We start from the raw sequence: 24,035 nt of genomic DNA, 5'->3' as shown, positions 1-24,035 counted from the left end.
CTATTTAACTTGTAAATGCCTATTATGCTGAAAATTCGCATATTTATAGTTATACTCATCCAAAAAAAAATCGAATGGCTTGTATATTGAGTTCATTCTCTCTTAGTTACAGAGAGAATGTATGCCAAAAGTCAATCGCATCATATCCATTGCTTATTCCTTATTTAATAGTTTTTTAACGTCTTTTAAATTGGTAATAATACATACTTAACGGCCACCATAAAACAATAAATATAGGGTATATGGCCCAAATTGTACTAGGAGAAGAAACAGCATTGACTGTGATAAAAAATAAAATCGTTAATAAACTACCAGAAACGGACAGGCCGAAATAATCCCTTTTTCGAGCATGGTATAATGCGAGTGGCCACCATAGAACAATAAAGGCAGGATAAATAGCCCAAATTGTACTAGGAGAAGAAACAGCATTGACAGTAATAAAAAATAAAATCGTTAATAAACTACCGGAAACGGACAGACCGAAATAATCCTTTTTTCGAGCATAGTATAGTGCGAGTGGCCACCATAGAACAATAAAGGCAGGATAAATAGCCCATGGATGCTGATGTGACATGATGACATTCAACAACGAGTAATAAAGAATCGTACTCATACTTCCGATTAATGCGAATGATAATGTCTTTGCTTTTTCGCCATAAAACGCAGAAACTGGCCACCAAATGATTGGAAAAATCGCATAGTGAAACCAAAGATAATCTGGTGAATGAAGATAGTTCGTTATAATCAGAAATGTAATTATGACTACACTGCCGAAAATAGATTGCAGTTTATATTTTTTTTTCGCAATAAAAATAATGCTCCCTGGCCAGAACAACAGTGCAAAAACAGGGTAAATAAACCACATATAATTCGGGCTAGTCAAATAGTTGACAATCATAATGAAAATGATACTTATTAAACTAGCTACTATGGCAAACCCAATTTTATGTCTATCCATTTGTATCCCTCCTTATTTTGAACGTAACCAATGATAAAACATTGTTAACGGCCACCAGATAACTGCAAAGGTTGGATACACGAACCAAATGGTATTTGGTGTATAGTAAAAGTTAATGAACAGAAATAGCGCAATAATAAGAATACTACCCCAGAGTGAAAATCCTAAATTTATTTTGGACATATTCCTTTTTACGGGTTGTTTTACTCCGAGCTCTTTTTTTATATCCTCAATGTCTCCAAATTCGATCAGCGTTTTATTAATCGCATCTTCCTCTTCTTTGCCCTGCTCCATTAAATCAAATGTTTTTTCTTCAAGGTTTTCGATGATTTCTTGTTTAATAATTTCTTTTTGTTCGCTCTCCGGAACATCCTTAAATAATTCATCTACATGACGTTTAATTGTTTGCAATTATAATCCCTCCATAAACACATCAATAATTTCCTTGATTTCTTGCCATTCTTGAACACTTTCTTTTAAAAAGGCTTTTCCTAAAGTTGTAATTCTGTAATACTTCCTTCTTCCTCCACGGGAAACACTGCCAACATAAGACTCGATTAATTCTTTTCTTTCCAACCGTTGAAATACGGCATATAATGTTGCTTCTTTAATCTGGAAACGGTCATTCGTTCTCAAACTGATTTCCTTCGATATTTCATAACCATACTGATCTTTTTCATAAATTAACCGCAATATAATCGAATCTAAATGCCCACGAATAATGTCACCTCTAATAGTCATGCTCCTCCTCACCTCTAACTGCTCTATATGATAGAGTAATAATACCCTATATTACTCTATGTGTCAAAGTAAAATACTTTTTTTATAAAACGTGATCAAATAGCTAGTTACCGCTTCTATTTGTACTTTATAAATTAAATTTAGAAGCATCCTTTCTGATTTTAATTTCACTTTACTCTACGTGACAGTATAATAATGAAACTTTTTATACTCCCTATCAAAGCAATATATAGCCATCATTTTTCTGCTACATATTCACTAAAAATGACGAGCTTCTTGCATTAACCCTTTTCCTATTTATAATAATCTCATAAGAAAAAAAGCAGTAAAAAGGCTTTATCAGCTTTTTCACTGCTCTTTTCATTCGTTTCATACTAGCATGCTACATATTATTCCCTCACACCAAGTGTTCGCTAAGCCATTCAGATGATCCTGATGTTATTGCAAATTCTGCTATGCTCAATTACGCCTCGGGTAAAAGCTAATACTACTTTTTATTTGTATCTGCAAAAACTGCCATAGCATCACACATGAATTTTGCTAAGCCTTCACCAAATTGGTCGATGTTTTTTGTAAAACGTTCATCATCGATATACATTTGGCCTAAACCTTTGAATGCATTAAGTGAATAATCACCCATTTTATTCAAAAATTCAAACCACTCTTTGATTCCTGTCTGTGCTTCTTCTGATTCTGGAGCAATGTGACGGATATCGGCTAGCTTTCTATATATGGCATTAAATGTTTCCTCAAAATCCTTCTTTTTATCCTTAGTCATGGATTCTACTTTTGCATTCGCTTTATCTACAGCTTTATCTCCCCATCGTTCACGTGCTTCTTGTTCATATGGATTTTGGCTAAAGTCAAATCCTTCAAACTTTTCCTTATTAGACATTTCTATTTCTCCTTTCGAATATTTCATCGTTTTTTCAATCGTCGCGATCATTTGATCCAGTCGGTTACGTTTATCTAGTAGCATTTTTCGATGCAAATCTAACGCCTCTTGTCGGTCGAACGAAGGACTATTAATTACTTCTTTGATTTTCTTTAAAGGGAAGCCAAGTTCTTTAAAAAACAAAATTTGCTGGAGTGTCTCAAGATTATCTTCGGAGTAAATACGATATCCCGATTCAGTTGTCTCTTGCGGGATTAATAACCCGATTTCATCATAATGATGTAGTGTGCGCACACTAATTCCAACTAAGTTAGCTACTTCTTTAACTTTCACTTCGTCTTGTCTCCCTTCACTTATCACTATAAGGTATCACGTTACGTCAGAGTCAATACCTTATTAAAAAAAGGTGTCTGCCCCCCATTACAGTAACGCTTCACTGCAACAGGGGTCAGACACCTTAATGTTTTTATTTTGCCGCCTCTAAAAGATTACCTTTGCTTTTGCTTTTCCATTTCATCGACACAAGCAGCGTAATTACAAGAACAATCAGACCAAGGACAAATGGGTAGGTGATATGAACGTCGTATAGTAGTCCAGCAAGTAGCGGACCAAGAATGTTTCCAATACTCATATACGCATTATTCATTCCCATCGCAAACCCTTGCTCATTTCCTGCAAGTTTTGATATAAGTGTCGTCAAAACTGGTCTCAAAATCGATGTGGAAAGAAAAATAATCGTTGTGACGACAAAGAATACTTCGTAGGTTGGGGCAAATAATGATAATAAAAATCCACCTGCTGCGACACCAAGAAATATATTTAACACTGCCGCTTCTCCAAAACGACTCACGAGACGATCCACAGCAAACAATTGGACGATGACACTCACAATTCCAGTTGCTGTAACCATAATGGCAATATCTTTTGGTGTGGCTCCAAACTGATTATCAACAAATAAACCTAGCACAGATTCATATGCCATCAAACCGAAACTCATTACAAGAATAATAACGAGTGGAATAAAGTATGGTTTGGTAAAAGATTGTCCAAGCTTTTTAAGCATAGGCTCTGAATCGTCTTCAGGTACATAACTATCCGTTCCCATACTTTCCTTTAGAACAAAGGTCGAAAAGATAACCGCAACGACTCCTACGATAGCGGATACAAGTAGGGGTACTTTCAAACCAAAGTCTGCTAAGAACCCTCCGATACCTGGTCCAATTACAATACCTAAAGACATAGCCGCTGAAATATAACTATTTCCTTTTGCTCGCTGGTCCATTGTTGTAATATCAGCTACATATGCAAAAATAGCGGGTACTAACAATGCTGCACCAATTCCACCAATGACACGTGATATATAAAGCACGATCAGCGAATCAGAAAAGTAAAAAACAAACATCGATAAAGCCAAACCACTAAGTCCCGAAATAATCATTTTTCGGCGTCCATATTGATCTGTCCACTTACCGGCAATCGGTGATACAAGCAACTGTGCCCCAGCAAAGATGGCAATCATTAATCCCGCTGCCGTACCGCCCTCGCCAATAGACTTCAAATATGCTGGCAATATAGGAATGATAATGCCAAAACTTCCTATGGCAATAAACATATTTATCATTAAGATAATCATTTTTTTACGTTGATCTCGTGACAAATGCACAACCTTCTTTCTCTCGTAAAATATTAAAGTCGACTCCTCATTATAATCGAGATTGAAACTATATGCTATATAAACTCACATAAACCTATACACATTTAAAAAGGTGTCTAACCCCATTACGCTATAGCTTTAACGTAGTGGGGCTCAGACACCTAAAGATCTATTATTCTTAATCGATATGCGTTCATCGCTGTTTCCCCAAGCTGGTCGAGAAGATTATAGTTTGCGTACGCGCCAACAACTGCTCCAATGCCCGGAATTAATTGAAACATTTTCACTAAATCAATATAATCGCGATATTCCTGTTGAAACACTCGCCAATCCATATCGACCAATAGCTTCTTTTGTTCTTCCCAGTCTTCAATGATATGAAACGTTTCTTTTCGTTTTTCATCACTTGAAAAAGCAAGTTGAAACACATGAAGAATGAACAAGCGCTCCTCATAATCGCTCGTATCAAAGCCATAAACGGCAGCGGCTTCAAATAAAAACTTCATTTTAATAGATAAAAGTAACGGAAAGTCGGCAATTCCAAGCAAAATACCGCCTGCGCCAGTTCCAGCGCCTTCAATCACGGCTGTTTTTCGATAAGTTGATAACTTTTCCTTCAAAAGTTCATCCCGTTCATAAAGACTTATCCCTTCTGGCTTCTGCTTATTAGTCGTCAAGTTTGACCCAACTAGGGTTGCCTTTACCATGTTTTTAATACTATCTGTCATTATTTTATGAAACTTTTCTGGAATCAACCCATTCACTTTTGTTTGTGCTGTCTTTGAAATTCGATTGATTAGACTTGAGCGCTTGATCATTTTCCTTTTCCAAGTTTGCAACTCATCATGTACCTTTATAGTATATTCTGTCATTTTCAACCATCCTCTAAGCTTTACTTGTACCAAATTATACGCTTGAATAGAGAAAAAGATTCACTGTACGACAAGTTATGTTTTTTCCTAACTACTTTTTATCTCATGGCTACTTATAATAAAAATTGATTTTCCTTTTAAGAGTATAGAGCATATACAAATAAAGTATGATAACAACTGCGATGAACACGGCTACAATCACTTGAATTGTCCACCCTTTCCACGTCACAATAAGTCCTATTTGTGATGTGATCATAGCGAAAAAGATTGCAATATAAAATGCCATCATTCGTTGTAGTGTTACCTTCACTGATTCACTATCAGAGTAAATCTTTTTACTCCCCTCCTTGTCAGCTTTCGTACAAAAGTAATGAAATCGATTGATAGAACTGTCTACATATTGCCAGCCAGCATCTTGATACAACTGGAAGTAATCATCATCTGCTTCACGAAAATCGATTTGATAAATATAAGATTCATCTGGGTACTCATCAAAATAATACGTAAACAAACGATATTGTTTTAAATGAAGACCTTTTCGGGACATTTCCGTCAACCACTTTTCTTCTTTTTCGATGCTTGAAGCGAGAAATAGTTTAAACTTTTTTATGGTCATCTAATTCACCTTCCATTTCTTCTACTATACCCCGTGCATTTTCGACGAGTGATTCAAGCCGCTTATATTCAAGCCGAAGCACTTCCTTACCTAGAGATGTCAATCGATAATATTTGCGGCGGTCTTCCTGACTAACTTCTGCCTTTAAAATGATGTTTTGCTTTTCAAGTTTGCTAAGGGCTCCATATAACGTTCCCGGACCCATCGTTACATCCCCATGGCTAATTTCTTCTACATCTTGCATAATGGCATATCCATGGCGTATATCTCTTAACGATAATAAAATATAATATGTGGCTTGCGACAATGGTAAAAAATCCACTGCTCGTTTTGTCATTCCTTCACCTACTTCACATATATCGCCACTCGATATATCGTATAAGGATATATCGAGTGGCGATATATCGTATAACGATATAATAACAAATTCAATTTAAGTGCGCAATCATTTTTTATATTTATATCTTAAAAAGAACCATTAAGCATTTTAATCTGCCTAATGGTTCTTTTTAAAGTGAAGCCACATTGACTTTACTCTTTTGCAATATAAAGTGAAACTTCAATCAGTGGGGGTTTTCTATCATCCCCTACTGATTGTTAGGGAACTCAGGCTAAGGTCGCCGCGTCCTGCGGCAACGCCTGAGTGACCAACATCCTGTTGGCCTGAACCAATCGGGCCTTTACGGGCAGTCGATCCCCACTTACTCTTCATTGCTTAAACTTGAATCCTAAAAGTGGGGGTTTTACTGCCCGTTAATCTGCGATAAAATTATTTCTTCATTACATTGTACTGGCTGATAACCTCTTCAGTAATTTCACTGTTTTCATCTAGTCCACTTACTTCTTTAAGCACATAAGATACGCCATTTTCCTTGATCATTGTTTGTAACTTTACAGCTTCTTCATCGTCTTTAAAATCAAATTGTAAGGCTGATGCAATCGCCTTCGCAAGATGTGTATAAGATAGTCCCGCTTTACTCGCTTCAACTGCTGGACGTACCAAACGATCATTTGGACCAAGCTTGCGTATGGGTGAACGGCCAACTCTAGTAACGCCATCATTCAAATAGGCATTTTTAAAACGCTCAATAATTTTATGAATATATTGTTGATGTTCATCTGAGTCCAAGCCATATTGTTTCACTAAATAATTACCTGTCTCATTAAGTGTTGCCTGAACTTGCTCGAGAATTTTTCCATCCGCCAATGCTTCATCTATCGTTGATTTTTTTTCAAGATAACCAAAATAAGCAATATAAGCATGTCCCGTATTCACTGTAAAAAGCTTTCTTTCAATGAACGGTGCCAGGGCTGAAACAATTTTCATCCCTTCAATTGGTGGGATACTCTCCGTTGTTTCTACAACCCATTCATAATATGGTTCTACAAGTACATCTAATGAACCTTGATTATTTTGGATAGGCACAATCCGGTCCACCGCAGAATTAAAGAAATAAACTTTTTCGTCTAATATAGCTTTTGTTTCTTCGTCTAAATGCTCCAATATATAACCTTTTAAAAGATCTGTCGCTGATATTTGGTTTTCGCAAGCAATCACATATAACTTTTCATCGCTTTCCTTTACTCTTTTAGCCAATCCTTTCGCTATTAACGGAGCAATACGCGGCAAGATATTAGGTCCAATCGCAGTAGTAAGGTAGGTAGCATCTTGAATCGCCTCAATAACTTCTTTTTCCTGTGTTAAATTATTTAATCCCGATACATTCTCTATCGTCATCGTTTCTTGCAGATCTGTTGCTAATTTAACCTGATACTGTTTTTCTACATTTAATTGCTGAATGATTTGTTCAGCAATATCAATAAATGTCACGTGATATCCAGATTGTGAAAAAAGTGCGCCAATAAACCCTCTACCTATATTTCCTGCGCCAAAGTGTACTGCTTGTTTCATTCGTATCAGTCCTTTATTAAATTAGTATGAAGATAGTCTAGAAAAGTGTTCTCTAATTTTGTACGAATTGCTTCCTCATCTGCTGAAGAAAAAATCAGCATCGCTTCATTACTTTCAATTAAGCTTGTACTTATCAAGCTTACTATTTCCTGCTCCCTTACGCTTAATTCCTCAGGTGCGAGCATCAATAGTAAGCTCTTCATATACATGTTATTTCCGTCCATACCTTTTACTGTGCAAGGCTTATCCAAGTAACCAATTTGGAAAATCAGCTCTGTTACTTTTTCATGCCTGCAATGGAAAAGAGCCAATCCTGTATTTGGGATGCCAAGCCCACCTTTTCTTTCCCGTTCTTTTAATGCTTCGATTACACCTTTCACATCTGTTAAAAGTTTATCCTTTTCCGCCAACCTGACCATTTCTTCCATCGTCGCCTCATACCCTTTATGTGGCAACCGATAAACGTGAAAATTACTCATAACAGCATCGATACTATTATGTATTTCCCCCAACTCTTTTAAAGCTTTTGTCAATGATCCTTTTTCCTGGTTTGATGTGGAAGCTCCTTGCTGTTCAGGCTTTATATATTGCTTGTTTTTCGTTAAGTTTCCTATGTTATTCTTTAAATAACTTTTGATGGCTAAAATATTTTCTTCATTTAAAAGCGGTGAAACCAAAATATAGTCCATATTTATAAATGGAAGTCTAACAGTGGAGATAATGACATCATAACTTTTCACGTTCCCATTCTGCCGAACTTCTTTAATCGATTTAATCTCTACAGTATCTATTTCAATAATTTCCTTTTTTATGCGACTTGCCAACATCTTAGATGTGCCTATACCTGTCGGACATAGAACTAGTGCCTGTATAGATAGTTGCTCTTCCTGCATCACTAACGCTGATCCAAAATGTAGAACGATGAAGGCTATCTCATCATCGGGAAAATCAGCCATTTCTTTGAATTCCTTCTCTACATAGTTTTTAACAGCTAGAAATAAAAGTGGGTATTTCCTGATAATTTCCTCTTTTAAAGGGTTAAATAAAGCTATTTTCTGTTTGACACGAAAAATCGATGGCTCCATGTGAGCTAGTAGTCCTTGATACAAAGAAAAATCCTTTGTTAAATCCACATGAAGCTGAGTAGATACATTTCGAATTAAGTTTTTTATCATCTGACTAAGCACGATTTTATCATATGGAAGTCCTTCTACTGCTTGAAGCTTGGAACCCTTCAGAATAATAGCCAAATAGATCATATCGCCCTTACTTAAGGATATGGAATTCGTTTTCTCCAACTCCATACCTATTTTCATGATCTGGCTGTATTCATGAGTCAAATCCATTGTTTCTTCTTCTATTTCTTCTTCCAAAAGAAAGCCCGTTTCCGTCCTTTGCATCGTAATACAAATATGTACAATTAATCCAATATAATCACTATCTGCAAGCCGCGGTTGTAAATTATTAATTGCAGCATCTAGCAATTTATCGATTGTAAGAAGATACTCAGGAAGAAAATAATGCAAAATCACTTCTTGTGAGTTTTTTCCGCTTTCTAATATAAATAAACTTTCAATGAGTTCTTCATTAAAATGAAACAAGAAATATTGAGCTAGGGCTTTTCTTTTGTTAGGTTCTGTTCCAATAAGTTCAATCCCTACTCCTCTTTTTCTCGTAATACGCACATTAAAATTCATTAACCAGTCTGTCAATTCATCCAAATAAGTGGTCAAGGTTGTAATACTTACTCCAAGATCCATCGCTAAAACTTGAATTGTATAGAATTCTTCTTGTAATAATGCTAAAAGCAAGAGCAGTTTTCTTTCCTGAGGCGTTTGATCAATTGTCTCCATGCCCACTAAATGCTGAATAAGGCGGAATATATGCTCATTTTTGCCTTCAATTAATAATCCCTTATCCATATTGCGTACCAAGTGCAAATCAAAGGATTGGAGGATCTTCTCTATAGATTTTAAATCGCGTTGGATTGTTCGGGCGCTAACACGTAAATATGTCGCAATCGAATAAGCTGTATGCTTTCCAGATGTTTTGATAATTAATTCAATAATATCCTTTTCCCTCGTGGTAACGTACAAACCATCATCTCATTTCAACTGAGGTATAAAAAAGCAAAGCCCCCTGACCAACTGCTAAGTTTAAAGAAAAGAAACACTGGTTATGAACGTCACAAAGTATGGCAATATCTGTGTGACCTACGTCGTGCAGATATTTGGTGGTATTATAACCTCTTAAACGGCGTAGAACTGTAGAAAACAATGAATAGAAAAGCAATAAAATACGCTTTTCTATTCATTAAAACAACTATTTATTTTCGATGTTTATCATATCCATGATTTCACGGGCTGTTTTTGCTTCGACCATCTTTTCAATATTATCCATATCTGAGCATGTTACTGCTATTCCGGATAATATCTCAAGATGTGTACCATCTTTTCCTGCAATACCGAAAATCAAACGGACTTTATGACCATCAAAATCAACTCCGTTAGGAACCTGTAAAACGGTAAACCCTGATTTAAGGACAGCCTGCTTCGCTTCCTCGGTACCATGTGGAATTGCCACATCATTCCCCATATAAGTAGATGTCATTTCATCACGAGCAATCATTGCTTCAATATAGCTTTCTTCCACGTATCCCGCTTTAACTAAAGCTCTACCTGCGAACCGAATGGCATCCTCCTTATTGTCAAATGCCTGATTTATAAATACATTTTCCTCAAGAAGTAAATCATCATTATTTGCATTGGATACATTTTCTTCAGCATCTTCAACTATTTCATCAAGTTCTTCATTGGCCGGATTTTGTAACTGATCGATTAATTTATCGTATTCAGGACTGGACAAGAAATTATCCACCGATACATGATAAGCTTTCGGTACCTTATTTTGCGCTCTCGGTGTTAATTCATCCTGGGTAATCACTATTTGAGCGTCGGAAGGAAGATTACTGATCGCTGTATTTGTTACAGCAATGTTCAACCCCGCTTCTTTCACTTTTTTCCGAAGAAGAGAAGCTCCCATCGCACTTGATCCCATTCCGGCATCACAAGCAAAATAAATTTTATTTACATCAGCAGGCATATCTCCTGCATTTGCAGTGAATGCACCTGCTACAGAGCTTTTCTTCCCTTTCATTTCTTGCATTTTTCTTGCTGCCTCTTCAATATCTTCCCCTTCTTGCTTTCCTGTTTTTAAAACGAAAGCTGAAACGACAAAAGAAACAGCTGCAGCTACAAGTATACCTGCAAAGTTAGCAATAAATGCGCTTGGCTGATGCGGAGTTACCGCAGCAATGGCTAGGATACTTCCCGGGGAAGCGGGAGCAAATAAACCTCCGCCTAAAAGAACGAGTGTAAATACACCACTAACCCCACCTAGGATAACCGCAAAGAACAACATCGGACGCATAAGTATATAAGGGAAGTAAATTTCATGAATTCCTCCCAAAAATTGAATAATCGCAGCTCCTGGTGCCGATCTTTTAGCAGTTCCTTTTCCAAAAATACTAAAAGCAAGCAAGACACCAAGACCAGGACCTGGATTTGCTTCAAGCATTAACAGAACGGATTGACCAGTCTGTTTTACCTGCTCTAATCCTATTGGCGTAAGGATTCCATGATTGATTGCATTATTTAAAAACAGTATTTTTCCAGGTTCGATTAAAATACTTGTCAAAGGCAATAGCCCTAGTCCAACTAGCCAATCAACACCGGACATAAGCCAGCCCGAAAATACATCAACGGCTGGGCCTACCCCTAAAAAGGATAGGATAGTTAGCAAACCACCAAGTATTCCTGCCGAGAAGTTATTCACAAGCATTTCAAAACCAGCTTTAACTTTTCCTTCAATCAGCTGATCAAACTTTTTAATCACATATCCTCCGAGCGGTCCCATCATCATCGCTCCAAGGAACATTGGAATATCTGATCCTACAATGACTCCCATTGTTGCAATCGCACCTACTACGCCTCCGCGCTGGTCATATATAATCTTACCGCCAGTAAATCCTATAAGGAGTGGTAGTAAATAGGTAACCATTGGATCCACCATTTTGGCAAGGTTTTCACTCGGAATAAAACCAGTAGGAATAAATAGTGCCGTAATTAACCCCCACGCTATGAAAGCTGAAATATTCGGCATAACCATCGAACTTAGAAAGTTACCGAACTTTTGTACAGCTACCTTTATATTAGATTGAGCCATATGCTCTCTCCCTTTCATGATTTAATGTTTACTAATCAATGTTAAAGTACATATCCACTGCATTCAATAAAGAAGAAAGCTATCTTTGTCGTAGTTAAAAAGACAAACCTATTGTTTTTCAATTCTACAGTATTTATACTATACACAGGTTAATCGACCATCAAACATATATCATGTCTATTACTGATCCGAATGAATAAAATAAATAAACGAAAAAGTAACGTCATTGTAAAAATGGGGGATCCAATGCTGAATAATGCATGGCTTGTATCATTTATCCGTTTTCCTATGTTGATCATTACATTATTCATTTTCTTTTTAATATTTAAATTATTCGGTTTAGACTTTCACTTTCCCTTCTTACCAGATTTCTCGGCTATATACTTTACTGTCGTAAATATTCTTTGCTTTTTTCTCTTGCATTACATGCTCAAAAAAGAAGGTCGTACACTAAAAGAATTACTCGGCTTTCGCTCTGATCAATTTGGTAAAGATGTTTTATTCGGTTTCTTATGGCTATTTGTTTTATATATTCCATTTGTTATTGCTGTTATGGGGACAATGTTTATCATGTATGGAACGGATTTATTTCAACATTTCCAAACCATTTTTGCTGGCGACTTAGAAGATATCAATTTTGCACGCCCACGTTGGCTTACATGGTCAGCAGCATGCGTATCCCTGATTTTCCCTTTTTTAAATGCACCAATTGAGGAATTAATGTATCGGGGATATGCACAGCCATTATTTATCAAGCGTTATAAAAAGGTTTGGGTTGGTATTGTGATCCCATCTATTGGCTTCGCTTTGCAACATATGATGTTAGCCGTTAGTTGGCAAAGCGCAATTGTTTATGCATCAGCATTTTTTCTTTGGGGAATTGGCAGCGGATTTATCTATTACAAACAAAAAAGATTGTTTCCACTAATCGTTTGTCATTTCATTGTTAACATAGCGTTTAGTATATTGCCGATTACCTTCTTAATTCTAGGAGTCTATTAATAAATGTTCAAAAAAAAAGATTACTACTATTGTAATCTTCTTACTAAACAATTCCTTACACTTAATACTAAGCATCCTTGCTTGCAGATTTATGTGTGTAAAACCGGATCACGGACTTGCTCTTATTCCCCTTTATTCTATTCAATATTTGAATCTAATTTAGCGAATAGAGGATGATCTCTTTGTCGTGGGTAAGGTAAATGAATAGAAAGAACCATCGTAATTTCACCCATCTTCATTAGAAGCACTCTATTTGCTAAAGCAACCGCTTCCCACACATCGTGTGTGACAAGAATTGCGATTAATTGCTTTTCTCTCCATAGAGTTCTTCAATTAATTCATGCATTTCAAGCCTTGTTAAAGCATCTAAAGCCCCTAATGGTTCATCGAATAAAAGCAGTTGAGGTTCATGGATAAGTGTTCTAGCAAGTACCACTCTTTTTTTCTGTCCACCAGATAGTACAGAAGACCAGGTTTGCGCACGTTCGGATAAACCTGATAGGACAACCCTTAAATCGATCGATTGTTTACTTGATTTTCAGTTTAACGAGATAAGACAAAAAGCCACTTGTCTTTTAAAAGACAAGCAGCCTTCAGTTAACTGATCAGCATTTTATATCGAGTAGTCTTCCGGAATGAAAACACGGAGCTGGTTTGGTTTAATAAAAACATGGTCACCCATGCTCAAATTCAGCTCCCGATATCGCTCTTTCGTTATCTCTGCTTCCAAAAAATGATCATTGTCTTCTCGTTTCAACTCAACTTGAACTGTTCGCCCTACCACATGAATATGGACAATTTTCGCTTGAATCGCTTCTGCATCTGTGCCTTCTCGCTCAATCGTCACATCATGTGGACGGACATATCCAACAGCTTGCTTGTTCTTCGCATTTTCAAATCCGGGCACATCCATTTGAATATTCCCATAATGCAGCTTTCCATTTTGCAAACGCCCATGAAATAAGTTTACATTCCCTAAGAAATCATACACAAAAGGGCTGTTTGGATGATCGTATACTTCTTCAGGGCTGCCAATTTGTTCGATCTTTCCTTCATTCATAACAACGATACGATCCGCCACATCCAGCGCTTCCTCCTGATCATGTGTCACAAAAATACTCGTAATGTGAAAATCATCATGCAGTCTTCGTAGCCAGCGCCGCAAATCTTTCCGAACCTTTGCATCAAGTGCACCAAACGGTTCATCTAACAAAAGTACTTTCGGTTCAACTGCAAGTGCTCGCGCCAGTGCGACACGCTGCCTCTGCCCTCCTGAGAGCTGGAATGGATAACGATCGGAAAAAGCATCTAGCTTCACTAGTCCGATTAATTCATTTACCTTTATCACAATATCTTTTTTAGATGGACGCTCTTTTTTGGGACGTACTTTCAACCCGTACGCAATATTATCAAACACCGTCATATGTTTAAACAGTGCATAATGCTGAAAAACGAAACCAACTTTGCGCTCAGTCGTGTGAATTTGAGTCATGTCTTCATTACCGAATAATATGACACCTTTATCTGCTTCCTCTAGCCCAGCGATAATGCGAAGCAACGACGTCTTTCCTGATCCAGATGGGCCAAGTAGTGCCACTAGTTCCCCCGTTTTAATATCAATCGTAATATCATTCAGCGCATTAAACGAACCGAATGTTTTTGACACTTCTTTTATTTGAATACCCAAGTAAATACCTCCTGTTCTATCCTTGCTGACTCGATTTCCACTCAATAAAATTTTTCAAAACGAGCGTGATGATCGCCAAGATGGACATGAGTGATGCGACAGCAAACGCCGCTGAGAATTGATATTCATTATATAAAATTTCTATGTGAAGAGGCATCGTATTCGTGAGACCGCGAATATGTCCTGACACAATTGAAACAGCACCGAATTCACCAATCGCTCGCGCATTACAAAGAATAACACCATATAATAATCCCCATTTAATATTTGGCAAGGTAATGAGAAAGAAGGTTTTGAACCCTCCTGCCCCTAGTGTTAATGATGCCTCTTCTTCCGCAGATCCTTGCGCCAGCATTAGTGGGATCAACTCACGTGCGACAAATGGAAATGTGACAAACAATGTGGCGATTACAATGCCCGGTACGGCAAAAATAATTTTAATGTCATTTGCAAATAGAAATTCACCGAACAAACCATGTGCACTAAATAGTAAAACGAACACAAGGCCTGCAATCACTGGTGAAATCGCAAACGGTAAATCAATGAGCGTAATTAAAAGGCTTTTACCTTTAAAATCAAATTTTGTAATCGCCCACGCAGCGGTAATACCGAAAATTGCGTTAAGTGGAACTGTAATCAAGACGACGAGCAAGGTTAATTTGATTGCTGATAATGCATCTGGATCTGTAATTGAAGCAAGATAGACACCCACACCTTGTTCGAATGCTTTTATAAAAATTGCAAGAAGCGGCAAAACAAGAAATAAAAATAAAAAACCGAGTGCGAGTGCGATCAGTAGCATTCGAATCCAGATTGGTTCTTCTGCTGTACGCTTACCGGCTATTTTTCCGCTACGCTGCTTTGCCATGAAATTCCTCCTTCATTATTAAGTATGAGCATACCTTCGATTCATCCACCACTGCATGCCATTGATGAACAAGAGTATGACGAATGAAATGATTAACATGACTGCTCCAATCGCTGTCGCACCAGCGTAATCATATTGTTCAAGCTTTGTCATAATAATAAGTGGTGTTATTTCCGTTTTCATTGGCATGTTGCCAGCAATAAAAACGACAGAGCCGTATTCACCGATCGCACGCGCAAATGCAAGAGCAAAACCAGTTAGCATAGCAGGCAAAATTTCCGGAATAATTACCCTAACAAACGTTTGAATGCGATTCGCACCTAAGATTGCAGATGCTTCTTCCATTTCCTGATCAAGATTTTGAAGAATCGGTTGTACCATCCGCACTACGAATGGCAAGCCGATGAACGTTAACGCAATCGTTATACCGAGTGGAGTAAACGCTACTTTAAATGATAGAAACTGACCAATCCATCCATTTTCCGTAAATAATGTTGTTAATGCAATGCCGGCTACAGCCGTAGGAAGCGCAAACGGCAAATCTACCAAACCGTCAATGATCCGCTTCCCCGGAAATGAATATCGAACAAGTACCCACGAAATAAGCACACCGAATATTACATTAATACCGGCAGCTACAAAAGCGGCACCAAAACTTAGTTTGTATGAAGCAACAACGCGCGCCTCTGTCACGGTTTCCCAAAAACCCAACCAGCCCATCGATGCCGTATTTATAAAAATCAACGACAGCGGCAATAATACAAGCAAACTGAGATACAACATCGTGAAACCAAGTGATAACCCGAAACCCGGTAAAATACTATGTTTTTTAAATCTCGATTTTTTCGCCATGACATCTCCTTCACTTCTTCAAATAAACATTGCTTGACTACAAGCCGTATGAGCAAAACAGCTGATTCATTTCTTTATGAAGCATTCTATGGCTGATAAATTTCATCGAATGTGCCACCGTCATTAAAATGTGTTTCCTGTGCCTTTTTCCAGCCACCGAAATCGTCGTCAACTGTGACAAGATTAATCTTCGGGAATTGATCGGCGTATTTTTTCAACACTTCTTCACTTCGTGGGCGATAATAGTTCTTCGCAGCTATTTCTTGACCTTGTTCTGTATACAGATATTCAAGATACGCCTGCGCAACTTTCTCTGTCCCTTTTTTCTTCACAATTTTATCGACTACTGCTACAGGTGGCTCAGCTAAAATACTAAGTGATGGAACGACAATTTCGAATTCGTCTTTTCCTAACTCATTTAATGTTAAGAATGCTTCATTTTCCCAAGCTAGCAATATATCACCAATGCCTCGTTCCACAAATGTCGTCGTTGAACCACGGGCACCCGAATCAAGAACTTCTACATTTTTATATAGATTACGTACAAACTCTTTCACTTTCTTTTCATCTTTATTAAATTGCTTATCCGCATAGGCCCACGCAGCTAAATAATTCCAACGTGCACCGCCAGATGTTTTGGGATTTGGTGTAATAACAGATATATCTTTTTTAATTAAGTCATCCCAATCTTTAATTTCCTTTGGATTTCCCTTGCGGACAAGGAAGACAATCGTTGATGTGTACGGAGTTGAATTATCCACCAGTCTTGTTTGCCAGTCCTCCGCAATTAAATCGCGAGAGGCGGCCACTTCATCAATATCATAAGCAAGTGCGAGTGTGACAACATCTGCTTCTAAACCATCGATAACTGCACGACCTTGTTTTCCCGACCCACCATGAGACTGCTGGATGGTCACATCAACACCAGTTTCTTCCTTCCATTGCGCTGCAAATTTCTCATTAAATTCTTCATATAGTTCACGCGTTGGGTCGTATGATACGTTTAAAAGTTCAACCTTCTTTTTATTAGCAGTTTGCTGCCCACTCTTCTCTGAATTACCGCAACCGGTTAGAATTACTGCTATCGCTGTAAAGACCAATAAGATCCTTGCTTGCCTTTTCTTTATATACATACTTTTGATCCCCTTTCCCTTATATTCCTAATGTAAAATAAGTCGATAAATCTACGTCAATTACGATTGATCTATGAATGATAATTTCCTCCGATGTTTTTCCGATCTTTTCGGTGAACTCCATTTATACTTTTGTCATCTTTTCTCCCCTCCAATTTTAATTTTTAATTAGGATAATACACAAAAAGGCTCTGAGTAATCTACATGTTAAAATGTGGATTACCTAGAGCCTTCATTTGTCTGATCAGCAATTAACCATATACAGTTTCCATACCTCAGTATTCAACTGTGTTTTATGAGATTAATTGGATTGTATCGCATACTTTATATTATGTCTAGATGTTTTTTCAAAAAAGGTAAAATTTTTAAAGTCATCCGAACGCAAATCTTCTTGAACTAATTCATCTTTTTACGTCACTTAGCAAAAGGGAATATATCATGAATCTTTTGCTTTCAGTACATTTCTCCCCTCTGCGCTATTAATCAAACATTTGATTAATACTTACTGGTTAATCTGTGAAATGATCATCAATCGTTTTTTAGTCGCTTCTTTAACCACTGGTAGACCTCTTGATAGACATCTTCCTTATTCGTTTCATTCAGCATCTCATGTCTACCATTATGAAAAAACTTAGATTCAATGTTTTGTAAGCCATTTTGTTCATATTGCTTAATCACCTTCTGCACACCTTTGCCCATCCCACCAACAGGATCTTTATCACCGCTAAAAATAAACATAGGTAATTGATTCGGTATATGTTGAATCAATTCATTATTATGGATTTTTTCCAAGCCTGTAAAAAGATCATAAAAGTATCCAGCACTACAAAGGAAGCCGCAAAGTGGATCATTGATATATTTTTCCACCTCATGATGATCGCTAGTGAGCCAGTCAAACTTTGTTCTTGAATTGGCCATGCCTTTATTAAATGATCCAAACGAAAGGCGATCAAGTAAAGGACTTGGTGTCTTTGCTCCTTTTTTTCGTATTTCACGTTTTGCTATTTGTTTACCAAGCTTGCCCGCTACCCCAGGGCTGCCAGCTGTTCCCGATATAATAACGCCTTTAATAGAAGCGGAATATTTTTGTATATATCGTCTCGCTAAAAAGGAGCCCATACTATGGCCCATTAAATATATTGGGATATCGGGAAATTCCTTTTGAATCCATTGGTTTACATGGTAAAGATCATTAACAACAAATTCAAATCCATCTTCTTCCGCAAAAAATCCATATAATCCTGCCTTTTCAGCTGTTTTTCCATGGCCTCTATGATCATTACCGAACACAAATACTCCCTTTTGGACTAAATACTGTGCAAATTCATCATATCGTTCAATATGCTCTGCCATACCATGAGAAAGTTGCAGAATTGCTTGTGGATGAACATCTTTTGATACCCATTTTTTTACATGTATTTCTACTTGGTCATTCATTGTTAGCCAATTAGATGTTATCTCCACTTCCATCCCTCCAGCAAATTACTTCTTCTGAAAAAAATGCTAGCCCTCAGATTAGTAAAGCGCTAACATCATAAGGGTCAGACACCTTTATCTAATTACGATCCCAAAATATGTTTTTAACGCTTCATCGTATTCCTCTTGCGTCTGTGGTGTAAAAGCCTGCACACCATCCGCTGTAAAAATACGAAACTCCTTACCTGCAATCGAATTGCGTCCCTCTGCTGTACGAATCGCGACCATGGCTTCATTTATGAATATCGATTCTGGTGCATTCTCACACCAATAAGAAGCCATAATATAATCTTTTGGTAGCTGAGGCTCCTCGGTGAATGAGTATATTTTACTCCATTGACCTCGCTTTTTTTCATATAGCATCCAGCCGTAATAAGCATCACGTTCCAATTGATAGTATTCATCACCTTGTTCATGTACCAGGTTCTCAACCATCTGAATTGGTTTACGCGGTACAATACCACCTACACCGACATCACATAAATACAACTCCCCCTCTGCCTCCACTTGCAACACATGGTGTCGACGTTTAGGCGGCGTGTTCGGCTCATCACGCCAAAACCGGGAAAAATAATCGATAACCGGATAGCCTAGTTCTCGTAATAGCCAGCTAAATAGTGCATTCAATTCAAAACAATAACCCCCGCGGTGCCGGACAACAATTTTATCAAATAAATCTGGGACTTTTAGCGACAATGGAATCCGTTTTAAAATATCGAAGTTCTCGTAAGGTACTGTATGAAGATGACACTCCTGAAGCTTAGAAAGTGTATTTAGGCTTACGTCAAGTGGACCACTGTATCCAATTCGTTCAAGATAGGCAACAACTTCAGGTTTCACATCAATATAATTATTCTTCATATGATCTACTCCTTCCTTATTCAAGTTGATCTTCTCATAATAATGAAACCTGCGCTAGCTATCAATATGATTTTACAAGGATAAGTATAGCTTATAATAATCGCTGTTGTATCAACTTCATACAATACAATATTACATTTACGTACGTCATTTTTCCGACTGATATATTGTATATATGATTGTAATCGATTATCCTGTATACTCTTTGTTAAAGGATGTTCAAAAAGCAATCATATGTTCAACGGTAAATTTCTTCGTTGCTCGGTTTGAACTTCTTGTTTCAAATTTGGCACTTTTTGAACAAGCACTATTTAGATACTTTATACAAAATTTGCATGGGGTGAATCTATTGCCGATACCTATTAATCATTCGAAACCTATCCGCACTACCGCAAAGGAAAGTGCGTTCAATCAAATTCAACAATGGATTATAGATGGAACTTTGCAACCGGGGGAAAAATTGAATGATACCGAACTTGCAAAAGCATTAGGTGTTAGTAGAACACCGGTCCGAGAATCATTACAACTCCTTGAAATGCAAGGCTTCGTAAAAATGTATCCAGGTAAGGCAACTCAAGTGACGGAAGTGAAAAAGGAATCTATTACAGATCTTCTTCCGCCTTTAGCAGCTTTACAGGCGCTATCGGCAGAGCTAGCTATTCCTTATATAACAGATGAAGTCATTTCATTGCTAGAAGATGTAAATGGGAGATTTGCCAAAGCAGTTCGTTCGGAAAACTACTTTTCCGCACTAAAAACCGATGAAGAGTTTCATCAAATCATTGTTGATACCGCTAATAATCCTTATATACTAGCTCCTATTGCCTTTCTACAGACACATGTGAGACGATTATTTTTCCACAACTCGGTTGTTTTAACAGAGGAATCAATAGAAGAGCATAATAAAATTATCAAATTGCTGATAAAACGAGATGCCACAAACGTTTCAGCGATCATGCGTGAAAATTGGCTACGTGCGATTGACGAATTCCATTCATTAGAATCTAAATAATGAACTCGTATTAGCAAGCTGAAACATCGGGGAATTAGGTAGGGATTCTACCCGACCTGATTACATCATTACAATTCCGAAAAGTGCATTCTATTTCATTTACCTAAAAACCGGTCTCTCTCCCATGGAGAAGACCGGTTTCCATTATGCATGTGAGGTGGATAAATTTTTGATACGTCCAATTGCTCCTGTAATTAGGATAACAATCAAGACAGGGACTAACCAACCGAGCCCTTCACTATAAAGGGGCAATGTCTCTTTATAAAGTGAAATGATTGGTGACATCCATTCGAAATATGGGATTTTTAATAAATCACAGAATTTCTTAAGTCCGTCAATAACACTAATCATGAATGTTACGATAGTAGCGGCAACATATACAATACGAGAATGATTAAACAACGGTGATAAGAACGTCAAAAACATTAAGACGATTGCAAGCGGATAAAGGAACATTAAGACTGGAATCGAATAATTAATAATATTCGATAACCCAAAGTTTGCAATAGTAAATGATAATAGCGAAAAGAATCCAACAAACATTTTATAACTTACTCTTGGTAATAATGTGTGAAAGTATTCGCCGCAAGCTGAGATCAATCCAATACTAGTCGTCAAGCAGGCCAATATAATAATTATGGACAACATGATTGTTCCAAAGGTTCCGAAATAATATGACGTCGCGCTGCCAAGAACAGGCCCGCCTGTTTCGAAAAGACCAAACATCTGTGTACTTGTTGCACCCAAATACGCAATACCTACATAAATAATGCCGAGTAATGCAGTCGCAACAAACCCTGATTTTACTGTTGCTGCTAGCACACCACGTGTCGATGTTACACCCATCGCACGGATAGCATTGATGACAATAATCCCAAAAACAAGGGAAGCAAGTGCGTCCATAGTGTTATAACCTTCTGTAAATCCTTTCATGAATGCCCCACTTACATAATCACCTTGTGGAGATTCAATCGACCCCATCGGTTTTACAATGACCATTACTAGTAATACCAGCAGCAAAATAATAATACCTGGTGATAAAATCTTGCCCACTCGATCAACAAGCTTCGCCGGATTTAATGAAAGTAACATTGTAATAACGAAAAATAACAAGGTAAAAATGAACAATCCAATCTGCGCATAGCCATCACTTACAAAGGGAGCAATTCCAATATCATAAGCAACAGCCCCTGTCCGTGGTGTCGCAAAAAATGGTCCAATTGTTAAATAAAGCAGGGCAGTAAAAATAACTGCATATACTGGGTGAATTCGACTTGCAAGTTCCTGGAGATTGCGACTACCTGAAAAACCTATTGCTAAGATTCCAAGAAACGGCAATCCAATTCCTGTGATTAAAAAGCCTACTACTGCAGGTAATATACTCGTCCCAGCACTTTGACCGAGTGTTGCTGGAAAAATCAGATTACCGGCACCGAAAAATAATGCAAACAACATAACTCCAATGACGGAATAAGATGAAAATGATAGTTTGTTCTTCATAAGTTTTGCTCCTTAAGATGTGAAGTTTTATTTTTCGAATCAAAAAATTCTGACTTTAATCTACGATATATGCAATATATCGGTAAACTTTATATTACTATGCTTATTAGCAAAATGCAATATATCGCGGAATCTTTTTCGACAATATTCTACAAAATTAGAATTGATTAATAGATATACATTACAAATCTATTTATTCTCGTACATTAGAAGAATAGGGCACGCTCCCTTGCTCATCGCTGTATATGCATAATGGAACATCGAAATAACCTACATTGTATAGTCCCTCGTTTTCGACTTATGTAGTCGAAACGAGGACAGCATACTAAAGGCAATTAGAAGCTGGCACTAGTCATAGAATCACTTCTTACTACATTTAATCTATAAAAAAATAATTCTGCTAGACAACCTTGCACAACAATTAATTAAAAAGTATAATTCACTTACCGACCGTCAAGTAAGTAAAAGGAGTTTCATAATGATATCGAAAAATAACACCTCTCAAAGCATTATTGATGCAACTTATAGATTATTTGCAACACATGGGATTGAGAAGACAAGCCTGTCAATGATTGCGAAGGAAGTTGGTATTACGAAGGCAGCAATATATTATTACTTTCCTTCTAAAGAGGCATTGATGGACTTTCTTTTTGATGAAATTTTTGCTGACTATTATTTTTCAAATTACTTTTCCTTAGATGAATACACGAAATATAACTTTGCAGAAACACTCCTCGCAGATGGGCTACGCATGCTGCCTGAACTAGATGAAGAGCAAACTATCTTGCGTGTGCTTAATGAATTTATTTTGACCGTAGGTAGAAACGAAAAATACTCACAGAGATTAATTGCTATGCAAGAGGATTTCTTGAACGGCTTTTCTACTCTCTTAAAAAAGGGTACGGAGTTGGGCGTCATATCCAAAGAAAAGACCGAGGCAAAAGCCCATATGTTAGCATTATTAGTCGATAGTATTAGCAATTTCATGTTAATGGGATTCGAATTGAATTATAAAGATATATGGATAGAAGCTGTAAAAAGTGTTATTGACATCAATCATACATAAGGTAGGTAAACGAAGTGCCAACATCACACCGTTGCTTGTTTTTCAACAAAAACAGGAATTATTTTGTACGGAGGATTTTCAGTAATCGGCATTACACTTGGTTACTTCCGCCGCTTGGGCTTTAACTCTCCCTTGGGTGCCGTTTCAGGGACCCATTAAACTCATCCATTCTTTTAATGGGTCTTGGCTGAGAATTATCACGACGCTTCTTGGCTTGTCCGCTGGCGTGTCGGTCGCCTATATAGCTATAAAGGAGAGCCTCATTGCAACGATCACTGATGAAAAGGTTCAATTGGACAAAGATGGTCATTCGAAGACTATTCCACGGAAAGATATTGATATTATTTTCCTTGATGGGAAACAACTGGTTATCTAGGAATATCAGGACATGAGCTTTCACGAGAAAAGCTAGATGAATCACCTAAACTTTTCGCCAATGCATTTATAAAGCATGATTATTCTTGGTCACAAGAGGGTGACCCTTATAAAGATCAGTACCGTCGCTGGGTATTGGACACTCCAGACCTCCCACCCGCAGCCAACGCACTAATGAAAGCACGCGAAATTGCTTTGCAGAAAAAAGAAGTAGATGACACCAAAGATTTGCTTCACGAGATAGATAAACTGGGCTTCGTTGTTCGCGACGAGGAAACACGGCAATATTGGCGAGTAGTAAAACCAAGAAGTGAAATAAGCAAGTAAATTT

At 37.4% G+C, this 24,035-nt stretch carries 24 protein-coding genes; 5 read left to right on the top strand and 19 right to left on the bottom strand.

Annotated elements, in window-relative coordinates:
• Positions 1–175: 175 nt before the first annotated feature.
• From MHB53_RS17400 to MHB53_RS17350, 11 genes are all read right to left on the bottom strand, one after another.
• Positions 176–958 (bottom strand): hypothetical protein, encoded by a 783-nt coding sequence (locus tag MHB53_RS17400; RefSeq protein WP_340920708.1) that lies wholly within the window; start codon positions 956–958, stop codon positions 176–178.
• Positions 959–970: 12 nt separating this feature from the next.
• Complete coding sequence (locus MHB53_RS17395; protein WP_340920705.1) at positions 971–1,369, bottom strand: permease prefix domain 1-containing protein; 399 nt, start codon at positions 1,367–1,369, stop codon at positions 971–973.
• The gene (locus MHB53_RS17390) at positions 1,370–1,699 is read right to left on the bottom strand and encodes a PadR family transcriptional regulator (RefSeq protein ID WP_340920703.1); all 330 of its coding nucleotides are present in this window, start codon (positions 1,697–1,699) and stop codon (positions 1,370–1,372) included.
• Between the two features lie 487 nt (positions 1,700–2,186).
• Positions 2,187–2,927, bottom strand: a complete 741-nt coding sequence (locus MHB53_RS17385) for a MerR family transcriptional regulator (RefSeq protein ID WP_340920700.1) — start codon at positions 2,925–2,927, stop codon at positions 2,187–2,189.
• 133 nt (positions 2,928–3,060) lie between these two features.
• Positions 3,061–4,251, bottom strand: a complete 1,191-nt coding sequence (locus tag MHB53_RS17380) for an MFS transporter (protein ID WP_340920698.1) — start codon at positions 4,249–4,251, stop codon at positions 3,061–3,063.
• Positions 4,252–4,409: 158 nt separating this feature from the next.
• A complete protein-coding gene (locus MHB53_RS17375; RefSeq protein WP_340920695.1) occupies positions 4,410–5,120 on the bottom strand; it encodes an EcsC family protein in 711 nt (236 codons plus the stop codon).
• Between the two features lie 109 nt (positions 5,121–5,229).
• The gene (locus MHB53_RS17370; protein WP_340920692.1) at positions 5,230–5,736 is read right to left on the bottom strand and encodes a DUF2812 domain-containing protein; all 507 of its coding nucleotides are present in this window, start codon (positions 5,734–5,736) and stop codon (positions 5,230–5,232) included.
• Positions 5,717–6,073 (bottom strand): PadR family transcriptional regulator, encoded by a 357-nt coding sequence (locus tag MHB53_RS17365; RefSeq protein WP_340920689.1) that lies wholly within the window; start codon positions 6,071–6,073, stop codon positions 5,717–5,719. The genes MHB53_RS17370 and MHB53_RS17365 overlap by 20 nt, the downstream gene beginning before the upstream one ends.
• A 432-nt stretch (positions 6,074–6,505) precedes the next feature.
• Positions 6,506–7,648 (bottom strand): mannitol-1-phosphate 5-dehydrogenase, encoded by a 1,143-nt coding sequence (locus MHB53_RS17360; protein ID WP_340920687.1) that lies wholly within the window; start codon positions 7,646–7,648, stop codon positions 6,506–6,508.
• A gap of 5 nt (positions 7,649–7,653) precedes the next feature.
• Complete coding sequence (locus MHB53_RS17355) at positions 7,654–9,744, bottom strand: BglG family transcription antiterminator (RefSeq protein ID WP_340920685.1); 2,091 nt, start codon at positions 9,742–9,744, stop codon at positions 7,654–7,656.
• Positions 9,745–9,970: 226 nt separating this feature from the next.
• Positions 9,971–11,872: a PTS mannitol transporter subunit IICBA gene (locus MHB53_RS17350; RefSeq protein ID WP_340920682.1), complete on the bottom strand. Its 1,902-nt coding sequence runs from the start codon at positions 11,870–11,872 to the stop codon at positions 9,971–9,973.
• 246 nt (positions 11,873–12,118) lie between these two features.
• Between MHB53_RS17350 and MHB53_RS17345 the strand changes: the two genes are divergently transcribed.
• The gene (locus MHB53_RS17345; RefSeq protein WP_340920681.1) at positions 12,119–12,874 is read left to right on the top strand and encodes a CPBP family intramembrane glutamic endopeptidase; all 756 of its coding nucleotides are present in this window, start codon (positions 12,119–12,121) and stop codon (positions 12,872–12,874) included.
• A 301-nt stretch (positions 12,875–13,175) separates the two neighbouring features.
• Here MHB53_RS17345 and MHB53_RS26440 read toward each other — a convergent pair whose 3' ends face one another.
• The 7 genes from MHB53_RS26440 to MHB53_RS17310 form a co-directional block, all read right to left on the bottom strand.
• A complete protein-coding gene (locus tag MHB53_RS26440; protein ID WP_445661445.1) occupies positions 13,176–13,310 on the bottom strand; it encodes a hypothetical protein in 135 nt (44 codons plus the stop codon).
• A 177-nt stretch (positions 13,311–13,487) separates the two neighbouring features.
• Positions 13,488–14,561, bottom strand: coding sequence for a sulfate/molybdate ABC transporter ATP-binding protein (locus tag MHB53_RS17335; protein ID WP_340920678.1), 1,074 nt, complete (start codon positions 14,559–14,561; stop codon positions 13,488–13,490).
• 16 nt (positions 14,562–14,577) lie between these two features.
• Entirely contained in the window at positions 14,578–15,429 is an 852-nt protein-coding gene (gene cysW, locus MHB53_RS17330; RefSeq protein WP_340920676.1) for a sulfate ABC transporter permease subunit CysW, read from the bottom strand.
• A gap of 18 nt (positions 15,430–15,447) precedes the next feature.
• Positions 15,448–16,281, bottom strand: a complete 834-nt coding sequence (gene cysT / locus MHB53_RS17325; protein WP_340920673.1) for a sulfate ABC transporter permease subunit CysT — start codon at positions 16,279–16,281, stop codon at positions 15,448–15,450.
• Between the two features lie 86 nt (positions 16,282–16,367).
• A complete protein-coding gene (locus MHB53_RS17320; RefSeq protein WP_340920669.1) occupies positions 16,368–17,414 on the bottom strand; it encodes a sulfate ABC transporter substrate-binding protein in 1,047 nt (348 codons plus the stop codon).
• Between the two features lie 528 nt (positions 17,415–17,942).
• Positions 17,943–18,878: an alpha/beta hydrolase gene (locus MHB53_RS17315; protein WP_340920667.1), complete on the bottom strand. Its 936-nt coding sequence runs from the start codon at positions 18,876–18,878 to the stop codon at positions 17,943–17,945.
• Between the two features lie 87 nt (positions 18,879–18,965).
• Complete coding sequence (locus MHB53_RS17310) at positions 18,966–19,751, bottom strand: arylamine N-acetyltransferase family protein (RefSeq protein WP_340920664.1); 786 nt, start codon at positions 19,749–19,751, stop codon at positions 18,966–18,968.
• A 349-nt stretch (positions 19,752–20,100) separates the two neighbouring features.
• On the opposite strand from MHB53_RS17310, the gene MHB53_RS17305 reads away from it, so the two are divergent.
• Complete coding sequence (locus tag MHB53_RS17305; protein ID WP_340920661.1) at positions 20,101–20,763, top strand: GntR family transcriptional regulator; 663 nt, start codon at positions 20,101–20,103, stop codon at positions 20,761–20,763.
• Between the two features lie 144 nt (positions 20,764–20,907).
• Here the strand turns inward: MHB53_RS17305 and brnQ are convergent, their stop codons facing one another.
• A complete protein-coding gene (gene brnQ / locus MHB53_RS17300) occupies positions 20,908–22,263 on the bottom strand; it encodes a branched-chain amino acid transport system II carrier protein (protein WP_340920659.1) in 1,356 nt (451 codons plus the stop codon).
• Between the two features lie 481 nt (positions 22,264–22,744).
• Here brnQ and MHB53_RS17295 point away from each other — a divergent pair, with 481 nt between their 5' ends.
• The 3 genes from MHB53_RS17295 to MHB53_RS17290 all read left to right on the top strand — a co-directional run bounded on the left by MHB53_RS17295 (position 22,745) and on the right by MHB53_RS17290 (position 24,031).
• Positions 22,745–23,329, top strand: coding sequence for a TetR/AcrR family transcriptional regulator (locus MHB53_RS17295; protein ID WP_340924796.1), 585 nt, complete (start codon positions 22,745–22,747; stop codon positions 23,327–23,329).
• Positions 23,330–23,465: 136 nt separating this feature from the next.
• Positions 23,466–23,705, top strand: coding sequence for a YqeB family protein (locus MHB53_RS26435; protein WP_445661443.1), 240 nt, complete (start codon positions 23,466–23,468; stop codon positions 23,703–23,705).
• Between the two features lie 134 nt (positions 23,706–23,839).
• The gene (locus MHB53_RS17290) at positions 23,840–24,031 is read left to right on the top strand and encodes a CysS/YqeB C-terminal domain-containing protein (protein ID WP_445661442.1); all 192 of its coding nucleotides are present in this window, start codon (positions 23,840–23,842) and stop codon (positions 24,029–24,031) included.
• The last annotated feature ends 4 nt before the right edge of the window (positions 24,032–24,035 follow it).

The sequence above is a fragment of the Bacillus sp. FSL K6-3431 genome (assembly GCF_038002605.1).
GTDB lineage: Bacteria > Bacillota > Bacilli > Bacillales > Bacillaceae_C > Lederbergia.
Note: the sequence above shows the minus strand (reverse complement) of the source record. Positions and strands in the feature narration are given on the sequence as shown.